The 19,987-nt window shown below is 69.7% G+C and carries 18 protein-coding genes; 9 read left to right on the plus strand and 9 right to left on the minus strand.

Going from position 1 to position 19,987, the window contains the following annotated elements; genetic code table 11:
* The first annotated feature begins 215 nt into the window (after positions 1–215).
* Both C1707_RS24015 and C1707_RS24020 read left to right on the plus strand, forming a co-directional pair.
* Positions 216–2,504 (plus strand): TonB-dependent receptor, encoded by a 2,289-nt coding sequence (locus C1707_RS24015; RefSeq protein ID WP_101713664.1) that lies wholly within the window; start codon positions 216–218, stop codon positions 2,502–2,504.
* Positions 2,505–2,608: 104 nt separating this feature from the next.
* Complete coding sequence (locus C1707_RS24020; RefSeq protein ID WP_101713663.1) at positions 2,609–3,724, plus strand: alkaline phosphatase D family protein; 1,116 nt, start codon at positions 2,609–2,611, stop codon at positions 3,722–3,724.
* Between the two features lie 3 nt (positions 3,725–3,727).
* Here the strand turns inward: C1707_RS24020 and C1707_RS24025 are convergent, their stop codons facing one another.
* Positions 3,728–3,985 (minus strand): low temperature requirement protein A, encoded by a 258-nt coding sequence (locus C1707_RS24025; protein WP_101713662.1) that lies wholly within the window; start codon positions 3,983–3,985, stop codon positions 3,728–3,730.
* A gap of 30 nt (positions 3,986–4,015) precedes the next feature.
* Positions 4,016–4,537 (minus strand): TlpA disulfide reductase family protein, encoded by a 522-nt coding sequence (locus tag C1707_RS24030; protein ID WP_101713661.1) that lies wholly within the window; start codon positions 4,535–4,537, stop codon positions 4,016–4,018.
* Between the two features lie 143 nt (positions 4,538–4,680).
* On the opposite strand from C1707_RS24030, the gene pip reads away from it, so the two are divergent.
* Positions 4,681–5,670, plus strand: a complete 990-nt coding sequence (gene pip, locus C1707_RS24035; RefSeq protein ID WP_101713660.1) for a prolyl aminopeptidase — start codon at positions 4,681–4,683, stop codon at positions 5,668–5,670.
* Here the strand turns inward: pip and C1707_RS24040 are convergent.
* Positions 5,667–6,263, minus strand: a complete 597-nt coding sequence (locus C1707_RS24040; RefSeq protein WP_205686804.1) for an HAD family hydrolase — start codon at positions 6,261–6,263, stop codon at positions 5,667–5,669. The genes pip and C1707_RS24040 overlap by 4 nt on opposite strands.
* A 94-nt stretch (positions 6,264–6,357) precedes the next feature.
* The gene (locus tag C1707_RS24045; RefSeq protein ID WP_101713659.1) at positions 6,358–7,539 is read right to left on the minus strand and encodes a low temperature requirement protein A; all 1,182 of its coding nucleotides are present in this window, start codon (positions 7,537–7,539) and stop codon (positions 6,358–6,360) included.
* 73 nt (positions 7,540–7,612) lie between these two features.
* Between C1707_RS24045 and C1707_RS24050 the strand changes: the two genes are divergently transcribed.
* The 5 genes from C1707_RS24050 (at position 7,613) to C1707_RS24070 (ending at position 13,045) form a co-directional block, all read left to right on the plus strand.
* On the plus strand, positions 7,613–8,131 hold the full coding sequence (locus tag C1707_RS24050) for a hypothetical protein (protein ID WP_101713658.1): 519 nt from the start codon (positions 7,613–7,615) through the stop codon (positions 8,129–8,131).
* A gap of 275 nt (positions 8,132–8,406) precedes the next feature.
* Complete coding sequence (locus C1707_RS24055; protein ID WP_101713657.1) at positions 8,407–9,816, plus strand: O-antigen ligase family protein; 1,410 nt, start codon at positions 8,407–8,409, stop codon at positions 9,814–9,816.
* A complete protein-coding gene (locus C1707_RS24060; RefSeq protein WP_101713656.1) occupies positions 9,813–10,679 on the plus strand; it encodes a 50S ribosomal protein L11 methyltransferase in 867 nt (288 codons plus the stop codon). Before C1707_RS24055 ends, C1707_RS24060 begins: the two co-directional genes overlap by 4 nt.
* Positions 10,680–10,765: 86 nt before the next feature.
* Positions 10,766–11,200, plus strand: coding sequence for a hypothetical protein (locus tag C1707_RS24065; RefSeq protein ID WP_101713655.1), 435 nt, complete (start codon positions 10,766–10,768; stop codon positions 11,198–11,200).
* A 42-nt stretch (positions 11,201–11,242) separates the two neighbouring features.
* Positions 11,243–13,045 (plus strand): aminopeptidase P family protein, encoded by a 1,803-nt coding sequence (locus C1707_RS24070; RefSeq protein ID WP_101713654.1) that lies wholly within the window; start codon positions 11,243–11,245, stop codon positions 13,043–13,045.
* A gap of 135 nt (positions 13,046–13,180) precedes the next feature.
* Here the strand turns inward: C1707_RS24070 and C1707_RS24075 are convergent, their stop codons facing one another.
* The 4 genes from C1707_RS24075 to dapA all read right to left on the minus strand — a co-directional run bounded on the left by C1707_RS24075 (position 13,181) and on the right by dapA (position 16,557).
* Positions 13,181–13,600 carry a DUF2147 domain-containing protein gene (locus C1707_RS24075; protein ID WP_101713653.1) on the minus strand — a complete coding sequence of 140 codons (420 nt, stop codon included), beginning with the start codon at positions 13,598–13,600 and terminating at the stop codon, positions 13,181–13,183.
* Positions 13,601–13,692: 92 nt separating this feature from the next.
* Complete coding sequence (locus C1707_RS24080) at positions 13,693–14,853, minus strand: acyltransferase family protein (protein WP_101713652.1); 1,161 nt, start codon at positions 14,851–14,853, stop codon at positions 13,693–13,695.
* Positions 14,854–15,214: 361 nt separating this feature from the next.
* On the minus strand, positions 15,215–15,673 hold the full coding sequence (smpB, locus tag C1707_RS24085; protein WP_058349779.1) for an SsrA-binding protein SmpB: 459 nt from the start codon (positions 15,671–15,673) through the stop codon (positions 15,215–15,217).
* Positions 15,673–16,557 carry a 4-hydroxy-tetrahydrodipicolinate synthase gene (dapA, locus tag C1707_RS24090; RefSeq protein ID WP_101713651.1) on the minus strand — a complete coding sequence of 295 codons (885 nt, stop codon included), beginning with the start codon at positions 16,555–16,557 and terminating at the stop codon, positions 15,673–15,675. Before dapA ends, smpB begins: the two co-directional genes overlap by 1 nt.
* Before the next feature lie 243 nt (positions 16,558–16,800).
* Here dapA and C1707_RS24095 point away from each other — a divergent pair, with 243 nt between their 5' ends.
* Complete coding sequence (locus C1707_RS24095) at positions 16,801–18,921, plus strand: lytic transglycosylase domain-containing protein (protein WP_164467448.1); 2,121 nt, start codon at positions 16,801–16,803, stop codon at positions 18,919–18,921.
* Between the two features lie 43 nt (positions 18,922–18,964).
* Here C1707_RS24095 and C1707_RS24100 read toward each other — a convergent pair whose 3' ends face one another.
* Positions 18,965–19,942 (minus strand): alpha/beta hydrolase, encoded by a 978-nt coding sequence (locus tag C1707_RS24100; protein WP_101713650.1) that lies wholly within the window; start codon positions 19,940–19,942, stop codon positions 18,965–18,967.
* Positions 19,943–19,987 lie beyond the last annotated feature (45 nt).

Below are 19,987 nucleotides of genomic sequence, written 5' to 3' on the forward strand. Positions count from 1 at the left end.
GGGCTTTTCGTCTCTCGGGTCGGGGTGCGGGGATCGGCCGCTCAAATAGCGTCTAGGGCCGAATTGCGCAATCTCGCCCCCTTCACAGGTTCGTCGCCGGACTGTCGGCCAGCCGACAAGTAACCGTCGCAGCCACGTCGCCGATCCACGTTAGGCGAACACCCCCAGACGCGCCCCGGCGGCCTCCCCGCCCCCGGCGCACTAGGGGATATCAGATGAAGTCCGCCCTCCTGCTCAGCGCCGCCCTCGGCGCCCTCCTGTTCGCCGCGCCGGTCATGGCCGCCGAAAACCCCGCGCCCGAGCCGGCGCCCGACGCCGCCGCCGAGGTCGAGGCCGTCGTCGTCATCGGCCAGGGCCAGAGCCGCCAGGTCCAGGTGCTCAACGAAGAGAGCATCGCCACCCAGGCCGCCGGCACGAGCCCGCTGAAGGCCATCGACAAGCTGCCGGGCGTCTCGTTCCAGTCGGCCGACCCGTTCGGCGCCTACGAGTGGTCGACCAGCCTGTCGATCCGCGGCTTCAACCAGAACCAGCTGGGCTTCACCCGCGACGGCGTGCCGCTGGGCGACATGAGCTACGGCAACCACAACGGCCTGCACATCAGCCGCGCCATCGCCAGCGAGAACATCGGCAAGGTCGAACTGGCCCAGGGCGCCGGCTCGCTGGGCACCGCCTCGACCTCGAACCTCGGCGGCACCCTGCAGTTCGCCTCGCGCGATCCGTCGGAAGTCATGGGCGGCCAGGTCAACCTGACCGGCGGCTCGCAGAACATGCACCGCGTGTTCGCCCGCTTCGAAACCGGCGCCCTGGAGCAGCTGGGCGGCCTGCGCGCCTTCGTCTCGGTCGCCGACCAGAAGACCGACAAGTGGAAGGGCGGCAGCGAACAGAAGCAGCGCCAGTACGACGCCAAGGCCGTCCTGCCGCTGGGCGAAGGCTCGCTGACCGGCTTCTACACCCGCTCCGAACGCCGCGAGCAGGACTACCAGGACATGTCGTTCGAGATGATCAAGCGTCTCGGCCGCGACTGGGACAACCTGATCCCCAACTGGAACCTGGCGATCGCCGCCGCCCGCGCCTACCAGACCGGCACGGCCCTGCCCGCTCCGTTCGCCACCGTCGACGACGCCTACTACGCCGGCGCCGGCGTGCGTGACGACGACCTCTACGGCGCGATCCTGGCCCTGCCGTTCGGCGACCGGATCGACTTCAAGGCCACCGCCTACCAGCACAAGAACAAGGGCCAGGGCCTGTGGTACACGCCCTACCTGGCCAGCCCCGGCTTCGGCACGGCCGGCTCGGACGCCGCGCCGCTGTCGATCCGCACCACCGAGTACGACATCGACCGCGGCGGCCTGATCGCCAGCCTGTCGATCGACCTGGGCGCCCACAAGGTCAGCGGCGGCTTCTGGACCGAGACCAACCACTTCAACCAGGCCCGCCGCTTCTACGCCGAGACCGTCTCGCGTCCGTCGCGCGACCCGCTGGACTTCCAGCAGAACCCGTTCGCCACCCAGTGGCAGTACCGGTTCAAGACCGAGACCCTGACCGGCTACGTCGAGGACAGCTGGACGATCACCGACGCCTTCAAGGTGAATTTCGGCTTCAAGGCCATGAAGGTCGAGAACAGCGTCGAGACCGTGGTCGGCAACCCGCTGGCCGGCACGATCAAGAGCGAGGAAAGCTTCCTGCCGCAGGTCGGGGCGGTCTACGCCTTCGACGGCGGCCTGGAGCTGTTCGGCGGCTACACCGAGAACGTGGCCGCCTACGTCTCTGCCGCCACCGCCGGGCCGTTCGCCTCGCAGAGCCAGACGGTGGTCGACTACGTCGCCAAGACCCTGGAACCGGAAAGCTCCAAGACCTGGGAAGGCGGCGTGCGCTATCGCAACGATCGCTTCCAGGGCGTGGCGGCGCTGTATGACGTGACCTTCGAGAACCGCCTGCTCAGCGCCTCGACCGCCTCGCCGATCCTGGGCCTGCCGGCCGTGCTGTCGAACGTCGGCTCGGTGAAGACGCAGGGCGTCGAACTGGCCGGCGAGTACCGCCTCACCGACGCCTGGTCGGTCTACGGCTCGTACACCTACAACAACTCCGAGTACGAGGACGACGTCATGAACGGCGACGGCACGGTCGCCGCCCGCACCGCCGGCAAAACCGTCGTCAACACGCCCAAGAACCTGTTCAAGGCCGAGGTGAAGTTCGAGCAGGGCGGCTTCTTCGCCCGCCTCGGCGTCAGCCACACCGGCGAGCGCTACTACACCTACGAGAACGTCGGCGGCGAGGTCGACGGCTACACCGTGGCCGACCTGACCCTCGGCTACCGCTTCGACGGCGAGGGCTGGAGCAAGGGCCTGGAGATCCAGGCCAACGTCACCAACCTGACCGACGAGGACTACATCTCGACCGTCGGTTCCGGCGGCTTCGTCAACCGCGACACCGCCGGCACGACCATGACCCTGCTGCCGGCCCCACCGCGCCAGGGCTTCGTGACCATCAAGAAGGCGTTCTGAGCCCCTTCCTGAATGCCCAGACCGCGCGGCCGGGAGGCGACTCCCGGCCGCGTTTCGTTCAAGCTTCGCCGAAAAGACCCTCGAAAAGCCCAGGGGAAACGCCCGTGACCGACCTCTCCCGCCGCTCGGCGCTCGGCCTGTCGGCCGCCGCCCTGGCCGTCGCGCCCGCCGCCGCTCAAGCGATCGTCGACGCGCCCCACGCCGCCCTCGACAAGCCGCTGACCCGCATCGCCTTCGGCTCCTGCGCCAAGCAGGACAAGGACCAGCTGATCTGGGAGGCGATCTTCGCCGCCAAGCCCGACCTCTTCATGTTCCTGGGCGACAACATCTACGCCGACACCCGCGATCCCAAGGTCATGGCCGCCAAGTACGCCATGCTGGCCGCCAAGCTCCACTTCAAGCGGCTGCGCGACGAGATCCCGGTCGTGGCGATCTGGGACGACCACGACTTCGGCGAGAACGACGCCGGCGGCGACTATCCGATGAAGGACGAGAGCCGCCGCCAGTTCTGCGACTTCTGGGGCGAGCCGGAAACCTCGCCGCGCCGCACGCGTGACGGCGTGTACGCCGCCTACGTCTTCGGCCCGGCCGGCCAGCGGGTGCAGATCATCCTGCCCGACCTGCGCTGGAACCGCACGCCGCTCGCCGAGAAGACCTTCAAGGGCGGCTACAAGGCCTTCGCCGTCTCGCAGGGGCTGCGCGGCAAGGAGACCCCCGGCCCCTACGACCGCATCCCCGACCTTTCCGCCACCATGATCGGCGAGCCGCAATGGACCTGGCTGGAGCGCCAGTTGGCCCAGCCGGCCGACCTGCGGATCTTCGGCTCCAGCCTGCAGGTGCTGGCCGACTTCGCTGGCTGGGAAAGCTGGATCAACTACGCCCGCGATCACCAGCGGCTGTTCGAGGCGATCCGCCGCCAGCGCGCCGAGCGCCTCTTTTTCGTCAGCGGCGACACCCACTACGCCGAGGTCAGCAAGCTCGACCTCAACGTCCCCTACCCGATGTGGGACGTCACCTCGTCGGGCCTGACCGAGGTGTGGCCCGTGACCCCGCCCAACGCCCTGCGCGCCTCGACCGTGCTGCGCGAGCGCAATTTCGGCCTGATCACCATCGACTGGTCGCCGCCCGCGCCCAAGGTCACCGTCGAGATCCGCGACGAGAAAGGCCAGGTGCGCATCACCCAGGCGATCGACACGGGCACGCTGCGGATGGCGACGTAGTCGCTACTGCGGCCGCTGCATCAGCCGCTCGGCGCGGCGGCGCATGGCGGCGGCCAGCTGCAGCAGGGCCAGGGCCGAGGCTTCGTCGCGCTCGGCGGCCCGCATCGAATAGACCCTGGCCAGCACCAGAAGCGCCTCGGCGCGGTCCAGCCCCTCGGCGCCGAACATCTCGGCGATGGAGGCGTCGAGCTCGGCCAGCTGATCGTCGGTCAGCAGGTTCAGCAGGTCGTCGTCGGTCAGGTCTTCGGGCGTGGTGCTCATGTCCGCGCACCATAGCGGGAATCGTGGCGTCTAGGCGACCTCGACGGGACGCGGCTCGGCCAGCAGCGGATTGAGCAGGCGCGAAAAGCTGTCGTACGAGAAGGCGCCGGCCTTGGCGTGGCGCACCACGCACTTGCGGTCGATGACGAAATTGGTCGGCACGGCGTTGTCGATCTTGCCGTAGCCCTTGCCCGCCAGCCGCCGCCCGACGGGGAACGACAGCGCCGCCGAAAGGTCGCGCATGGCCTTCTCCGGCGGCGAGCTCTCGATGTTGACGGCATAGATCCGCAGGCCCTTGCCGGCCTTCTCGCGCATGTACTGGTCCAGCGCCAGCATCTCGGCCCGGCACGGCGCGCACCACGACGCCCAGTAGTTGATGACCACGACGTCGCCGAGCATGTCGGCCAGGCGATGGACGCCGTTGTTGACGGTGGCGATCGAGAACTCGGGCGCGACGTCGCCGGCGACCGCGTGCTTGGGCTTGGCCAGCGCCAGCCCCGGAACCGCCAGCCCAGCGGCCAGCCCGCCCGTCATCACGTCCCGCCGCCGCATGCCGCCCGTCCCCGATTACAGCCTGTCTGCGCGTTATCGCCCTGGTTGCTCCTGGTCAAGCTTACTCGCCCTGGCTCCCCCGGCGTTCCGCGGACCGACAAAGCGCCGTTCACACGGACAAGCAAAGCGCCTAGGCTCGCGCCATGGACCGTCACGCTTCACTCGCAGCCATGTCCTCCATCGGCCGTCGCGGCCTTTATCGCGAGGTCGAGCCGTTCTCGTTCGGCTGGCTGCCCACCGGAAGCGCCCACGAGATCTACTACGAGGAATGCGGCGCGCCGCGCGGCAAGCCGGCGGTGATCCTGCACGGCGGTCCGGGCGGGGCGATCAATCCGACCATGCGGCGGTTCTTCGACCCGTCGCGCTGGCGCATGACCCTGTTTGACCAACGCGGCTGCGGCCGCTCGCGACCGAACGCCAGTCTCGACGACAACACCACCTGGAGCCTGATCGCCGACATCGAGCGGCTGCGCGAACACCTGGGCATCGAGAAGTGGACCGTGTTCGGCGGCTCCTGGGGCTCCACCCTCGCCCTGGCCTACGCCATCAAGCACCCCGACCGCGTCGAGAGCCTGGTGCTGCGCGGCGTCTTCCTGCTGACGCGGAAGGAGCTGGCCTGGTTCTACCAGGACGGCGCCTCGATGCTGTTTCCCGACGCCTGGGAGCGGTTCCTGGCCCCGATCCCGCCCGAGGAGCGCGGCGACCTGATGGCCGCCTATCACAAGCGCCTGGTTCACCCCGACCGCCGGGTCCAGGCCGAGGCGGCCAACGCCTGGAGCCAGTGGGAGGGCGACACCATCTCGCTGCGCGGCCCCGAGGCCCGGCCGCCGAAGTTCAACGAGGAAGACTTCGCCATCGCCTTCGCGCGGATCGAGAGCCACTTCTTCGTCAATCGCGGCTTCTTTCCGCAGGACGACTGGATCCTCGCCAACATCGACGCGATCCGCCACATCCCGGCCTGGATCGTCCAGGGTCGCTTCGACGTGGTGACGCCCCTGGCCAGCGCCTGGGCCCTGCACCGCGCCTGGCCCTCGGCCCATTTCGAGATCGTCTGGGACGCCGGCCACGCCTCGACCGAGCCCGGCGTCATCGACGGCCTGATCCGCGCCACCGAGGCGGCGTACGGGCGTTAAGCCGCCGCCTCGTCCATCAGTTCACGCACGTCGATCGCCTGGCAGCCGGCGGCCTTGGCCGCCTGCAGGCCCTGGATGCTGTCCTCGAAGACCAGGCAGTCGTCCGGCGCCACGCCCAGCCGACGGGCGGCCTCGAGGAAGAGGTCCGGCGCCGGCTTGGCCGCCGCCACGTCCTCGACCGTGACGATGGCATCGAACAAGGCGTCCAGGCCCAGCGACTTGAGGCTCAGCCGCACGAAGTCGGACGGACCGCTGGAGGCCACCGCCATGGGCAGGCGGCCGTGGAACCGCCGGGCGATGGCGGTGACGGCCGCGATCTCGGTCAGCTCGCCGACGCCTGCCTGGTAGGTCGCCCAGACCGTCTTCATCACCTGCGCCCGGTCCAGGGTCTGGCCGACCTCCTGCTCGAAGGCGTCCATCAGCATGTCGCCGGAGAACCCGCCGCGCTCCAGGTACCAGGACGCCTCCATGGCGTGGCCGGTGGATCGCAGGCCCGCCGGCCACGCCACGGCGTACAGCGCCAGGCTATCCACCAGGGTGCCGTCGCAGTCGAAGATCAGGGCCTTGGTGTCGGGGAAACGCTCTTTGATCACTGGATGTCCCGCTCGCGGCCGCGCGGGGGAGACGCGGCGCTTCTAGCGCGACCCTATAGACGAGTCTTGCGGCGGCGTTGCGGCGGCGAGCGCATCATCCCCTCAGTTGATGCCCGCGCCGACGGATCGCCAGGCTCTCCCAGGCGCCGACCAGCACCAGCACGCCGGTGGTCAGCAGCGACAGCACGATCGGCGACACCACCGCCGACACCGGGATCAGCAGCAGCAGCGCCGCCATGCCCGCGCCGCGCGACGGCGACCAGATGCGGAACACCGCCTTCTTGAACAGCACCCCGCCCAGCAGAAACAGCAGCGGCCCGCCGATCAGCGCGGCCGAGATCTTCGGGTCGGCGTGCCCCACGGGATGATGGATCACCCACTCGTCGCCGACGGCGGCCACGATGATGCCGGCCACCGGCAGCAGGTGGCTGTAGGTGTAGGCGATGCGCGCCACCCGGCCAGGATCGTCCGAATGGCTGATCGCCTCGCTGGCCGCCTCGGCGGTGAACGAGAAATAGATCCACCACATGGCCAGGCTGGCCACGAAGGCCGAGGCGAACGACAGCACCACCACGGGCGTCCATTCCAGGCCGGCGGCGGTCGCGCCCATGACCAGGATCGACTCGCCCAGGGCGATGATCGTGAACAGGGCGCAGCGCTCGGCCAGGTGCGCGCCCTCGACCGTCCAGTCGGCGGTGCGGCTGCGGCCCAGGCCCGGCGTCCAGAAGCCGACGGCCGGCGAAGCGTATTCGATGGCGATCGCCGCGGCCCAGCAGGCCAGGCGCAGGCCGTCATGCATCAGGCCGCCCGCGATCCACAGCACGCCCGACACCATGAGCCAGGCGGTGATCCGCAGGAAGTTCAGCCGCAGCCCCTCGTCGCGGCGCGCGCTCCAGGCCGTGAACAGGCTACGTCCCACCTGGATCGACACATAGGCCAGGGCGAACAGCAGTCCGCGCCCCTCGAAGGCCGTGGGGATCGACATGGCCAGCACCATGCCGGCCGCCATCACCACGAACAGCATGATCCGCACCGGCGGCCGCTCGGGGTCCAGCCAGTTGGTGACCCAGGCGGTGTAGATCCAAGCCCACCAGACGGCCATCAGCAGCAGCCCCGTCTCCGCCACGCCCAGCAGGCTGGGGTGGGCGATCAGGCCGTGCGACAGCTGGGTGACCGCGAACACGAACACCAGGTCGAAGAACAGCTCCACATAGGTCACCCGCGCGTGGCCGCCCTCGCGGATCCGCAAAAGGCCCCCGCTCCTGGTGTTGCTCATGGTCGCTCGCGCCTCTCCGCCCGGAATCGATCGCCAGCCTAGAACGAATCTCCGGCTCGAACGCTATGTGGACATGCAGCCGCTCGACCTCTTGAAGACCCGGGCCGCCATCGTCGGCCTCCCCGTCGCCCTCACCCTCGGCGCGATCGCCGGCGTGACCATGCAGATCGGTCCGCAGGAGCCGACCGCCCAGCCGTTCGCCGAGGTCCACGGCAGCCAGTACGCCGAGGCCGCGCCCATGGTCTGGCCCGCCGGCAAGGTGCCCGACTACGTCATCGGCCAGGACTTCCTGCGCCCGCCCGTCGACGAGACGCCGGTGGTGCTGACCTCGGCCGACATGGCCGAGATGGGCCTCGTCGAGCCCGCCAGCTACGAACCCGATCCCGCCGACGCCGACATCGTCTCGGCCTCGGGCGCCACCACCGCCGCCCTGGACGACCAGCCGGCCGTCCCCACCGAACCGGCCGACGCCCCGCCCCGCGGCTTCGCCTCGACGTCGGGCGACATCCTCGACAAGCGCCTGCCCGAGGAAGTGATCGCCGGCCCGCCGGCCTCCGCGCCCGTCCCGACGGAAGTGGCGCTGCGGTACTAGGCTTCGCCATTCCGTGGCGGGCTCATTCACAAAGCCGTTCAATTGAACCGCTTCCCTCGCCCTTGTGGCGAGGGTCCATGGTGGCCGCTGCTGACGTCGCCCCTCCCGAAAGGTCTCAGCAGGTTGAACGATGTATCCTGGGCACAAGGCCCAGGAAGGCGGTTGATCTATCCAACCTCTCCGCAGCGCTTCCACCGCTGAAGACGGCCTCCCCCTTGCAGCCTCCCGTCCATGCGACCGGTAACTGTGCCGTTTCGCGCCACACGGGAACGGCCATGGACGCTGCGGCGCCGGACAGGATCGAGGAAGAAGGCGGCGTTCTGCGCACGCTGGAGGCCTGGGCCTGCGGCTTCGTTCTGTTCATGCTGTCCAACGCCCTCATCGGACCGTTTCTCGATCCGGAACAGGCCGGCGGCGAGGACATGCCGATCCTCCGCCTGATGTGGCTGCCGGTCTATGCGCTGATCCTGGCCCTGGTGCTGTGGCGCGCGCCCCTGCTGGCGAAGTTCTGGCTGCCGGCCGGGATCCTCAGCCTGCTGGTGTTCTGGGTGTTCGCCTCGGCCTCGTGGTCGTTCGATCCTGGCACCACCAACCGCCGGGCGCTGGCGGCGGCCTTCACCACGCTGTTCGGCTTCTATTTCGCCGCCAGCTTCGACGGCCGCCGCATGGCCGAGATCCTGGCGACCACCTTCCTGGTGCTGGGCGCCGGCGGCCTGCTGGCCGCGATCGCCTATCCGAAGATGGGCGTTCAGCACGACATCAACGCCGGCGACTGGCGCGGCCTGTGGTTCGAGAAGAACCAGATGGGCGCGATGATGGTCTACGGCGCGCTGGGCGCCATGGCCGCCATCCTGGCCGGCACGAAGCACCGCAAGCTGTTCGTCAGCGCCATCGTGCTGTGCGCCTTCATGATCGTGATGAGCAAGTCCAAGACCTCGCTGATGGTGCTGCTGATCGGCCTGGTCGGCTCGGGCCTGCTGGGCATGATGCGGCGCGGTCCGGCCACGGCGATCACCATGGTCTGGCTGGGCGTCACCGTCATCGGCGGCGCGGCGCTAGTCATGTGGCTGGCCCCGGAACTGCTGTTCAAGGCCCTGGGCAAGGACCCCACCCTGACCGGCCGCACCGAGATCTGGGACGCCCTACTGCGCCAGTCGGCCAAGGCCCCGCTGACCGGCTACGGCTACGCGGTGTTCTGGCGCGACGACTCCGTGCCGGCCCTGTTCATCCGCAAGGAGACCGGCTGGAACGTGCCGACGGCCCACAACGGCTGGCTGGACGTGCTGGCCCAACTGGGCTGGGTGGGCGTGGGCCTTTCGGCTCTGATGTTGGGCCTGCCGCTGCTGGTCGCGCTTTTCCGCTTCGACAAGGTGCGCGACGGCTATTGGGCCACGCTGTTCCTGGTCATCTTCCTGATCACCACCTTCTCGGAAAGCTTCATCCTGGAGCGCAACGGCATCGCCTGGGCCCTGGCCTGCGCGGCGGCCACGCGGCTTCTCGGGCCCGCCCTCGGACTGGCCGGCGCACGACAGCCGCCGCGCGAACGGCGCCTTCGCCAGGAGCCGCCGCTGACCTGGCGCCTGGCGCCGCCCGATCCCATGCCCGAAATTTGGAGCCCCGCCCCCGCTTTCGGACGCCGGACGGTCTCGCCTTTGGCCGCGCGTACGACTATTGGAGCGGCATGACCGACTACACCCACCAGCAGATCGTCGCCCGCGGCGCGCGCGCCGACGCCGAAGCCGCCGCCGACGCCATCGACAACATGCCCGGCCTCGAAGGCGCGACCTACTCGATCCTCGAGGAAGACGAGGACAAGGGTATCTGGCGCATCGACGCCTTCCCGACCAACGAGGACGAGGACGCGGCCCTGCTGGAACTGCTGGGCGGCTATCCGCTGAAAGTCGAGCGCGAGGCCCTGGCCGACGCCGACTGGCTGGCCATGGCGCTGTCGGGCCTGCCGCCGGTGCGCGCCGGCCGCTTCTTCGTCTACGGCATGCACGACCGCGGCCGCCTGCCGGCCAGCACGGTCAACCTGCGCATCGAGGCCGGCGCGGCCTTCGGCACCGGTCACCACGGCACCACCGTCGGCTGCCTGCAGGCCTATGACCGCCTGATCAAGGCCAAGAAGTTCAACAAGGTGCTCGACGTCGGCGCCGGCACGGGCCTGCTGGCCATCGCCGCCGCGCGCACCGGCTCGAAGCTGGCCGTCGGCACCGACATCGACAAGCCCAGCGTGCGGATCTCCAAGGAGAACGCCAAGGTCAACATGGCCAACGCCCGCTTCGTCCACGCCTCGGGCCTGTCCAACAAGCTGGTGGCCGAAAACGCCCCCTACGACCTGGTGTTCGCCAACATCCTGGCCCGTCCGCTGATCAGCCTGGCCCAGGACATCAAGCGCGCCCTGGTCCCCGGCGGCACGGTCATCCTGTCGGGCCTGCTGCGCACCCAGGAGCGGATGGTCAAGGCCGCCTACCTGTCGCGCGGCTTCAAGGTCGTCAGCCGCATCCACCGCGACGCCTGGGCCACCCTGGTGCTGCAGCGGCCGTAAGCCCCGCCCGCCTCTCCGCGAGGAGGGGCGGAACGCCTGCGCTTGGCTTCACGTTTTCTCGAACAACGCCGTTCGAGGAAACGACAATGACCTATACCGATCCTTCCCTGCCCCCCGCCCAGCATCAGCCCGAGCGCGTGGTCGAGGTCCGCCGCGAATCCAGCCCCCTGGACTGGCTGGTCGCCGGCGTGGTGGCCATCGTGGCGGTGATCGCCGTGGCCTTCATGATGACCTCGCGCCCGATGGACGCCAGTTCCGACCAGATCGCCCAGGCCCAGGAACAGGGCCGTGTCGCCGGCCTCGTCGAGGGCGCGCAGGTCGGCCTGCAGACCGGCGCCGACCAGGCCCGCCAGGCCGCCGAGGCCTCGGCCCGCGACGCCGCCTCGGCCGCCGATAGCGTGCGTCGCCAGACCGAGCTCCAGGCCCAGACCGCCGCCGACGCCGCCCAGGACGCGGCCGCCACGGCCCCGCCCACGACCGACGGCACGGCGCCGTCGCCCCAGGCCGACGAACCGCGATAACTCCCCTTCCAAGTCTGGCGCGTGAGGCCTAAATCGGTCGTCATGCGCCAGACCTTCGATGAATCCACCGATCCGGGCTTTGGCCCGCGCCACGTTCCGCTGATCCGCGAGGCCATGGCCCGCCAGGGTCTGGACGGCTTCCTCGTGCCGCACGAGGACGAGCACCAGAACGAATACCTGCCCGCCGCCAACGACCGCCTGGCCTGGGCCAGCGGCTTCACCGGCTCGGCCGGGGCCGGCGTGATCATGAGCGACCGCGCCGCCGTCTTCGTCGACGGCCGCTACACCCTGCAGGTCCGCGAGCAGGTCGACCAGGGCGTGTTCGAGATCCGCGATCTCGTGGAGGGCGGCGTGCCGGCCTATCTGGAGACCGCCTCCAAGGGCGCGGTGATCGGCTACGACGCCCGCCTGCACAGCCCCGCGGCGCTGGACGTGCTGAAGGCCGCCGCCGCCCGCGCCGGCGCCACGCTCAAGCCCGTCGCCGCCAACCCGCTGGACGAGGCCTGGGGCCAGCAGCGCCCGGCCCAGCCGCAGGCGCCCGTCGTTCCCCACCCCGTGCGGTACGCCGGGGAGGAAAGCTCGGCCAAGCGCGCCCGCATCGGTTCGGGTCTCGGCGCCGACGCCGCCGTGATCACCGCCCCGTCCTCGATCGCCTGGCTGTTCAACATCCGCGGCGGCGACGTCATCCGCACGCCCCTGCCGCTGGCCCAGGCCGTGCTGCGCGCCGACGGCAGCGCCCGCCTGTTCCTCGACCCCGCCAAGGTGACCGAAGAGCTTCCCGCCTGGCTCGGCAACGAGGTCTCGCTAGAGGCGCCCGAAGCCCTGGAAGGCGCCCTGGCCGAGCTGTCGGGCAAGAGCGTGCTGGTCGATCCGGCCCAATCCTCGGCCTGGTACTTCGACACCCTGGTCGCCGCCGGCGCCAAGGTCGTACGGGGCATGGACCCCTGCACCCTGCCCCGCGCCTGCAAGAACGGCGTCGAGCTGGACGGCACGCGCGAGGCCCACCGTCGCGACGGCGCGGCCCTGACCCGCTTCCTGCACTGGCTGGCCACCGAGGGCCAGACGAGCCCGCCGGACGAGAAGGAGGCCGTCGCCAAGCTGGAAGCCTTCCGCGAAGCCACCGGCGTGCTGAAGGACCTGTCGTTCGACACCATCGGCGCGGCCAACGGCCACGGCGCCCTGCCCCACTACCGCCCGACCGAGCGCTCCAACGAGCGCGCGGCCCTCGGCTCGCTGCTGCTGGTCGACAGCGGCGGCCAGTACCTGGACGGCACCACCGACGTCACCCGCACGGTGGCCATCGGCGAGCCCACGGCCGAGATGGTCCAGCGCAACACCCTGGTCCTGAAGGGTCATCTGGCCATCGCCCGCCTGCGCTTCCCGGCCGGCACCACCGGCTCGGCCATCGACGCTCTGGCGAGAATGGCGCTGTGGGCTCACGGGCTGGACTACGACCATGGCACCGGCCACGGCGTGGGCGTCTATCTGGGCGTGCACGAGGGTCCGCAGCGGATCAGCAAGGCGCCCAACACCGTCGCCCTGCAGCCCGGCATGATCGTCTCCAACGAGCCCGGCTACTACAAGGACGGCGAGTACGGCATCCGCATCGAGAACCTGGAAGTGGTCATGCCGGCGGAAACCGTGAACGGCGGCGACCGCCCGATGCACCGCTTCGAGGCCCTGACCCTGGCCCCCATCGACCGCCGCCTGGTAGACAAGGCGCTGCTCACGGCTGAGGAAGTCGCCCAGTTCGACGCCTACCACGCCCGCGTGCTGAAGGAGATCGGCCCGCGCGTCGAGCCCGAAGTCCGCGCCTGGCTGGAAGAGGCCTGCGCGCCGCTGTAGCGGCCGCAGACCCCCCTCAGTCGCTTCGCGACAGCTCCCCCAGAGGGGGAGCATCTTCGCGCTCTAGATCCTCCCCCTCTGGGGGAGGTGGCCCGGAGGGCCGGAGGGGGTCGCCGCAGGCGCCTCCCTCTGAAATTACTTCACCCGCGTCCAGGTCTGGGTCTTGCACAGCGGCGCGACCACGCAGCCCTTCAGCTTCAGGGTGTCGGCGTTGGTCATGGTGATGGTGCCCGAATAGGTCTTGCCGTCGTCGGCCTTGTAGACCTTGCCGCCGGTCCACTCGGTCGGACCGCCGCTGAAGCCCCACAGCAGCTGCAGGCCCTTCAGCGGGCGAGTACGCAGGGACGGATCCTTGTTCTTCTCGTCCTTGAGGGCGGGGTTCTTCTTGATGTTGTCCGAGGTCAGCAGCTTGCCGCACAGGCTGTTGCCGCAGCGGCTGATCTCGACCTGGCCGCCGTTGGTCTCGGTCTGCCAGAGGCCGGAGATGTCGGCGGCCATGGCCGGCGCGACGAAGGCGGCGCTGGCGACGGCGGCGAGGATGGCGGTCCTGAGCATTACGATGTCGACTCCCTTGGCGCGTTTGGAACGCGCGTTTTATCCCTCGTCGCCTATATGGCCGCGAACGGCAAGGCGATTTCGGGGCGCTTTCAGCGCAGGGTCGTAACCATCGCTTGAGCCGCCTGGTTCCCCTCGCGCTTGCGTCCCCAGCCGGCCGTCGCCTTCTCCAGGCGCGGCTTGATCCAGTCCTGCAGCGGCGCGTCGACCAGGCGCTCGAAGAGCCAGGCGAACGCCAGGGCCGCCGGGAAGGCCATGGCCCAGATCGCCCAGTGGGCGGCCTCGGGCAGCGCGACCTTCTGGTCCAGCAGGCGCTGCATGGCGAACCACACCGCGCCCACGAACTGGTTGGTCAGGTACAGCGAGAACGACAGCCGCCCGCCAGTCTTGGCCCAGCCCCAGCCGTTCCTGGCCGAACCGCTGGCGGCGAAGATCAGCAGGCCCAGCAGGGCCAGGCTGGGATAGGCGTACTCGCCCACCACGTTCAGCACCACGAAGCCGACCACCGCGAAGATCGCCAGGGCGTCGGCCAGCTTGGGGCCGATCACCACCTCGCGGGCCAGGCGCGCGATCAGCACGCCCATCAGGAACAGCGGGATGGCGCGATAGAGGCCGTTCTTCAGGTGCAGGTGGAACGACGGCAGGCCGAAGACCTGACGCGAGAACAGATCCACGGCCACGAACACCGCGCAGCCGGCCAGCAGCGCCATCCACGGCGAGCCGATCCTGCCGAACGCCCGCCACAGGGTCGGGAACAGCGCGTAGCAGACCAGCAGGGCCGACAGCGTCCAGGTCGGCATGTTCCAGCCCGACGGCCCCTGGAACCCCCAGGTCTGAATCAGGAAGACCTGCTGAGGCAGCTGGTCCCACTGGTACCATTGCGGATTGCGCGGCTGCACGCCCAGCGCCGTGGTGCCCAGCACCAGGGCCACGAAGGCGGCGATCATGACGAGGTGCGCGGGCCACACCCGGCCGATGCGCTTGATCAGGAAGGCGCCGTCGTGGATCCGGCCGTCCGAGATGCGCGAACCATAGGCCCGGCCCAGCACGTAGCCCGACAGCAGCAGGAAGAAGTCAGTGGCCAGATAGCCGCGCCCGAACGCCGGATGGATCGAAAACAGCGAGACCGGCGCCTGCTCGGCGTAGTGATAGACCACGATGAAGAAGGCCGCGAAGAACCGCAACGCGTCCAGCGGCCCGCCGCGGGACAGCGGACGCGCGACCTTGGCCGTGTTTGCACCAGTATCGGACATCGCGGACTCCTTCACGGGCGAGGGAGCAAGAGCCGGGCCAGGAAAAGGCTCAGACGGCAGATCCTCCCCCTGAAGGGATCGTTGCATAATGGGGTAAAACGAGAACGACTTTCCCCTTTTGATTCCGAACTGTTCTCGAACAGATTCTGGTCTGTTCTTCGACGTTCCGAATTTCGCAACAGTCCCCCTGAAGGGGGAGGTGGCCCGAAGGGCCGGAGGGGGAAGTATCTGATGAGGTCAGTGCGCTCCAAAAGGCAGCGATCACTTCCCCCTCAGTCGCTCCGCGACAGCTCCCCCTTCAGGGGGAGCATCTTGTGCGACGAACCTCCCCCACAGGGGGAGGTTCCCGAACCCGAAGGGATCAATCCCCCCGGTCGCCCTTCATCAGCCGCGCCTTGTCGCGCGCCCAGTCGCGGGCGGCTTCGGTCTCGCGCTTGTCGTGGTTCTTCTTGCCCTTGGCCAGGCCGATCTCCAGCTTGGCCAGGCCCTTCTCGTTCCAATAGAGCTTCAGCGGGATCAGCGTGCGGCCGTCGCGCTGCACCGCGCCGATCAGCTTTTCGATCTGCTTGCGGTGCAGCAGCAGCTTCCGGTGGCGGCGCGGCTCGTGGTTGAAGCGGTTGGCGTGGCCGTAGGGCGGGATGTCGGCGTTGATCAGCTTGATCTCCCGCCCTTCGACCGACGCATAGGACTCCGCGATGTTGGCCCGGCCGACGCGCAGCGACTTCACCTCGGTGCCGGTCAGCATGATGCCGGCCTCGAAGGTCTCCTCGATGAAGTAGTCGTACCGGGCGCGCCGGTTTTCCGCGATCGGCTTGGTCATCAGACCAGTCCCGCCTCGCGCATGGCCTCGAGGATCGCGGGACGCACGGCGTCGCTGCAGGTCGTGATCGGCAGGCGCACCTCTTCCGTCGACAGGCCAAGCTGCGCCAGGGCGAACTTGGTCGGGGCCGGCGAGCTGTCGAGGAACAGCGCCTTGTGCAGCTTGATCAGGCGGTCCTGCCAGTAGCGGGCCGTCTCCCAGTCGGCGCCGAAGCAGGCGTTCATGAAGGTGGCGCAGGCGTCCGGCGCGACGTTCGAGGTCACCGAGATCACGCCGTGGCCGCCGTGGGCCATGTAGCCCAGGGCCGTCGGATCGTCGCCCGACAGCATGACCCAGTCCGCGCCGCAGGTGATGCGCTGCAGGCTGATGCGGGTCAGGTCGCCGGTGGCGTCCTTGATGCCGACGATGTTGGGCAGCTTGGACAGGCGAACCAGCGTGTCGTTGGAGATGTCAACGCCCGTGCGGCCCGGCACGTTGTAGACGAACACCGGCAGCTCAACGGCGTCGTTGATCGCCTTGTAGTGCTGGTACATGCCTTCCTGGCTGGGGCGGTTGTAGTACGGCGTGACGACCAGCGCCGCGTCTGCGCCGACAGTCTTGGCGTGGCGCACCAGGTCGATGGCCTCGTCGGTCGAGTTGCTGCCCGCGCCGGCGATCACCGGCACACGGCCGCGGGCGGTCTTCACGCACAGTTCGACCACGCGCTTGTGCTCGTCGTGCGACAGGGTCGAGGTCTCGCCCGTCGTGCCGACCGGCACCAGGCCGTGCACGCCGCCGGCGATCTGGCGCTCGACCAGGGCGACGAACCCTTTCTCGTCGACCTCGCCGTTCATGAACGGGGTGACCAGGGCCGGGATGACGCCCTTGAACGGGGAATGGACCATGACTTGCAATTTGCCGTGAGCAGACGCCGCGAGAGTTGCGGCTGAAACGTGGGGGCGGACAATATGTCCCCGCCCCTATCGACCGCAACTGGTCGTTCCGACCTTTTCGTCGCTCTTCGGCGTTGAAAGGCGGGTCGATCAGCCGGCGAACCGGGCTATACGGCTCGTGCGGCCCAAAATCGGCCGCCGGACGCCCTCATCAAGGGCACGGACCACCGCCTCGGCAATGAAGGAGACCGCGTTTTGGCTTTTGGGATTCGTCGGCTTCTTCTTGGTTGCGTCAGCCTGACCCTGGTGGCGAGCGTCGCGGACGCCCAGACCGAGCAGCTGGACGACGAAGGCCTGCCGAGCGCGCCCCAGCCCTATACCGGCTCGGCCCGTCCCGGCCTCGTCAACACCCCGCCCACCGCCTACGCCGGCACGCTGTCGGACACCGACGCGGGCAACCTGCGCGCGGCCGTCATGGGCCAACGCTCGGCCGCGACCGTGCGTGCGGCGATGATGGGCATCTCCGATCCCCTGGCCCGCAAGATCGCCCTGTGGGCGCTGGCCGACGTCGGCGCCGAGAGCATGAGCTTCTTCGAGCTGGACCAGGCGCGCCGCGACCTCAACGGCTGGCCGCGTTCGTCGCGTCGCGACCTGCCCGCCGAGAAGGCGCTGTCCACGTCCGGCCTGACCCCCGCCCAGACCATCGCCTGGTTCGGCGGCTCCGAGCCGCAGACCGCCGAAGGCGCCATGGCGCTGGCTGGCGCCTATCAGGCCAGCGGCCGGGCCCAGGACGCCACGAACCTGATCCGCCGCTTCTGGCGCGGCAAGACCTTCGAGGCCGACGCCCAGCGCGCCATGCAGGCCCGCTTCGGCGCGATGCTCACCGCCGACGACTACGCCCAGCGCGCCGACATGCTGCTGTACGGCCCGCAGGGCCCGGCCGCCCGCGACATGGTCGCCATGCTGCCCTACGACCAGCAGGCGTCCGCCCAGGCCCGCATCGCCCTGCGCTCCAACGCCTCGAACGCCAACGACCTGGTGGCCGCCCTGCCCCCAGCCCAGCAGGTCTCGCCGGGCGTCGCCTTCGAGCGCGCCGCCTATCTGCGCCGCAAGGGCATGGACGTCATGGCGCTGGACCTCGTGCGCTACTTCCCCGTCCGCCCGCCGTCCGACGACACCGCCGGCCCGATCTGGCGCGAACGCAAGCAGCTGGTGATGTCGGCGATCAAGAACGGCGACAGCCGCGGGGCCTACGCCGCCGCCAACGCCGGCCTGCCCGGCGGGGCCGACGCGGCCGAGGCCGAGTTCTTCGCCGGCTGGATCGCGTTGTCGCGCCTCAAGGACGCCAACGCCGCGGCCGCCCACTTCGGCCGCATCAACGAGATCGGCGCCTCGCCGATCACCCGCGGCCGCGCCCTCTACTGGCAGGGCCGCGCGGCCGAGGCGCAGGGCGACGTCATCGCCGCCCAGGCCTTCTACGCCGAGGGCGCGCGCCACATCACCACCTTCTACGGCCAGCTGGCCGCCGAGAAGGCCGGGATCAAGGAGATCCGCCTGGAGAAGGATCCGGTGGTCACCCAGGCCGACCGCGCCCGCTTCGAGAGCCGCGAACTGATCCGCGCCGCCAGGCTGCTGCGCGACGTCGGGGCCAACGACGCCTTCCGCGCGCTGGTGCTCTACATCGACGACCAGCTGCCGACCGCCCAGGAGCAGGCCCTGCTGGTCGACTTCGCCCGCAACACCGGCGACCAGGACCTGGCCATGCGCGCGGTGCGCACCGCCGCCCAGCGCGGCTTCATCCTGCCCGAGCGCGGCTATCCCCTGCTCGACCACCACTTCACGCCGATCCCCGGCGCGGCCGAGACCGCCTTCGTCTATTCGATCTCGCGCCAGGAGAGCAATTTCGACCCCCGCGCCCGCTCGTCGGTCGGGGCGCGCGGCATGATGCAACTCATGCCCCCCACGGCGGCGGGCGTCGCCCGCAAGCTGGGCGAGAGCCACAGCGTCGATCGCCTGTTCGAGCCCGACTACAACATGCGCCTGGGCTCGGTGTACCTGGGCGACATGATCAACCGCTTCAGCGGCTCCTACATCATGGCCGCCGCGGCCTACAACGCCGGCCCCGGCCGTCCGCCGCAATGGACGGCCCTGTGCGGCGACCCGCGCGGCGCCTCCACCGATCCCCTCGATTTCATCGAGTGCATCCCGTTCAGCGAGACCCGCAACTACGTGATGCGCACGCTGGAGACGACCATGGTCTATCGCGCCCGCCTCAACGGCGGCGTCGCCCCCCTGACCCTGTCGGCCGACCTCAAGCGCGGCGGCTACAACTACGTCCCGGGCGCCGGGACGATGGCGCCGATCGGGGGGCGGTAAGCCCAAACCCTCTCTCTTTGAGAGAGGGTTAGACGCGCGCCCCTCAGATCCCCTTCTTCTTCGCGTAGGTCTCGAACAGCGTCGGCCAGGCCGCGACCGGCTTGCCGGCGATCGAGCGCAGGCCGAAGCCGTGGCCGCCCTCCTCGAAGACGTGCAGCTCGGCCGGGATCGCCTTGGCCTTGAGGGCCGCGAACATCATCAGGCTGTTCTCGACCGGCACGGCCTTGTCGTCGGCGGCGTGGACCAGGAACACCGGCGGCGTGCGGCCGCCCACGCCCGTCTCGGCCGAATAGGCCTGCACTGCCTCGAACGACGGGGCCGCGCCCAGCAGTTGCTTGCGCGAGCCGGCATGGGTGGTCCCGGCCACCATGGTGATCACCGGATAGATCAGGGCCGACAGGTCCGGACGAGCCGACAGGTCGTCGGCGGCGTCGACGCGGTCGTAGACCTGGGCCTCGAAGCGGGTGGTCAGGCTGGCCGCCAGGTGGCCGCCGGCCGAGAAGCCCATGACGGCGATGCGCTGCTGGTCGACCTTCATGCCCGGCGCCCAAGAGCGCACCAGGCGCAGGGCGCGCTGGGCGTCCTGCAGCGGCGCGTCCGGCCCCGCGCCCCAGCCGTCGCCCGGCAGGCGGTACAGCAGCACGAAGCAGGTGTAGCCGCGATCGGCCAGCCACTGGGCGGTCTCGAAGCCTTCCTTGTCCATGACCACGCGCTCGTAGCCGCCGCCCGGGATCAGGATCACCGCCGCGCCGTTGGGCTTGCGCGGGCGGAACAGGCTCAGCGTCGGCTTGCGGGTGTGGGTCACGGCGCGGTCGCGCGGACCCTTGCCGTCGCTGCGTTCGAGCACGGTCTCCTGCGCCGTCACCCCGCTCGAGCCCGGCGGGTCGCTCGGCCACAGCGGCCGCACCTCGCTCGGCTCGGGAACGGCCGGCTTGCGCGCGGCGCTGGCCATGCTCGCGGTCGACAGGGCGGCGAGGCCCGTCAGCAGGGCAAAGGCGCCCCGGCGGTTCAGTTGCGGCATGACGTTCCCTCCAAGCTTTACAAGTTGGCGCGGACCTTAGAGCGC

This window comes from Caulobacter flavus (assembly GCF_003722335.1).
Classification (GTDB): domain Bacteria; phylum Pseudomonadota; class Alphaproteobacteria; order Caulobacterales; family Caulobacteraceae; genus Caulobacter; species Caulobacter flavus.

Excerpts from the sequence above, each read along its gene's own strand:
- C1707_RS24015 (WP_101713664.1), top strand. The coding sequence starts at position 216 with ATGAAGTCCGCCCTCCTGCTCAGCGCCGCCCTCGGCGCCCTCCTGTTC.
- C1707_RS24025 (WP_101713662.1), bottom strand. The coding sequence starts at position 3,985 with ATGAGCACCACGCCCGAAGACCTGACCGACGACGACCTGCTGAACCTG.
- C1707_RS24030 (WP_101713661.1), bottom strand. The coding sequence starts at position 4,537 with ATGCGGCGGCGGGACGTGATGACGGGCGGGCTGGCCGCTGGGCTGGCG.
- pip (WP_101713660.1), top strand. The coding sequence starts at position 4,681 with ATGGACCGTCACGCTTCACTCGCAGCCATGTCCTCCATCGGCCGTCGC.
- C1707_RS24045 (WP_101713659.1), bottom strand. The coding sequence starts at position 7,539 with ATGAGCAACACCAGGAGCGGGGGCCTTTTGCGGATCCGCGAGGGCGGC.
- C1707_RS24050 (WP_101713658.1), top strand. The coding sequence starts at position 7,613 with ATGCAGCCGCTCGACCTCTTGAAGACCCGGGCCGCCATCGTCGGCCTC.
- C1707_RS24055 (WP_101713657.1), top strand. The coding sequence starts at position 8,407 with ATGGACGCTGCGGCGCCGGACAGGATCGAGGAAGAAGGCGGCGTTCTG.
- C1707_RS24060 (WP_101713656.1), top strand. The coding sequence starts at position 9,813 with ATGACCGACTACACCCACCAGCAGATCGTCGCCCGCGGCGCGCGCGCC.
- C1707_RS24065 (WP_101713655.1), top strand. The coding sequence starts at position 10,766 with ATGACCTATACCGATCCTTCCCTGCCCCCCGCCCAGCATCAGCCCGAG.
- C1707_RS24070 (WP_101713654.1), top strand. The coding sequence starts at position 11,243 with ATGCGCCAGACCTTCGATGAATCCACCGATCCGGGCTTTGGCCCGCGC.
- C1707_RS24075 (WP_101713653.1), bottom strand. The coding sequence starts at position 13,600 with ATGCTCAGGACCGCCATCCTCGCCGCCGTCGCCAGCGCCGCCTTCGTC.
- C1707_RS24080 (WP_101713652.1), bottom strand. The coding sequence starts at position 14,853 with ATGTCCGATACTGGTGCAAACACGGCCAAGGTCGCGCGTCCGCTGTCC.
- smpB (WP_058349779.1), bottom strand. The coding sequence starts at position 15,673 with ATGACCAAGCCGATCGCGGAAAACCGGCGCGCCCGGTACGACTACTTC.
- dapA (WP_101713651.1), bottom strand. The coding sequence starts at position 16,557 with ATGGTCCATTCCCCGTTCAAGGGCGTCATCCCGGCCCTGGTCACCCCG.
- C1707_RS24100 (WP_101713650.1), bottom strand. The coding sequence starts at position 19,942 with ATGCCGCAACTGAACCGCCGGGGCGCCTTTGCCCTGCTGACGGGCCTC.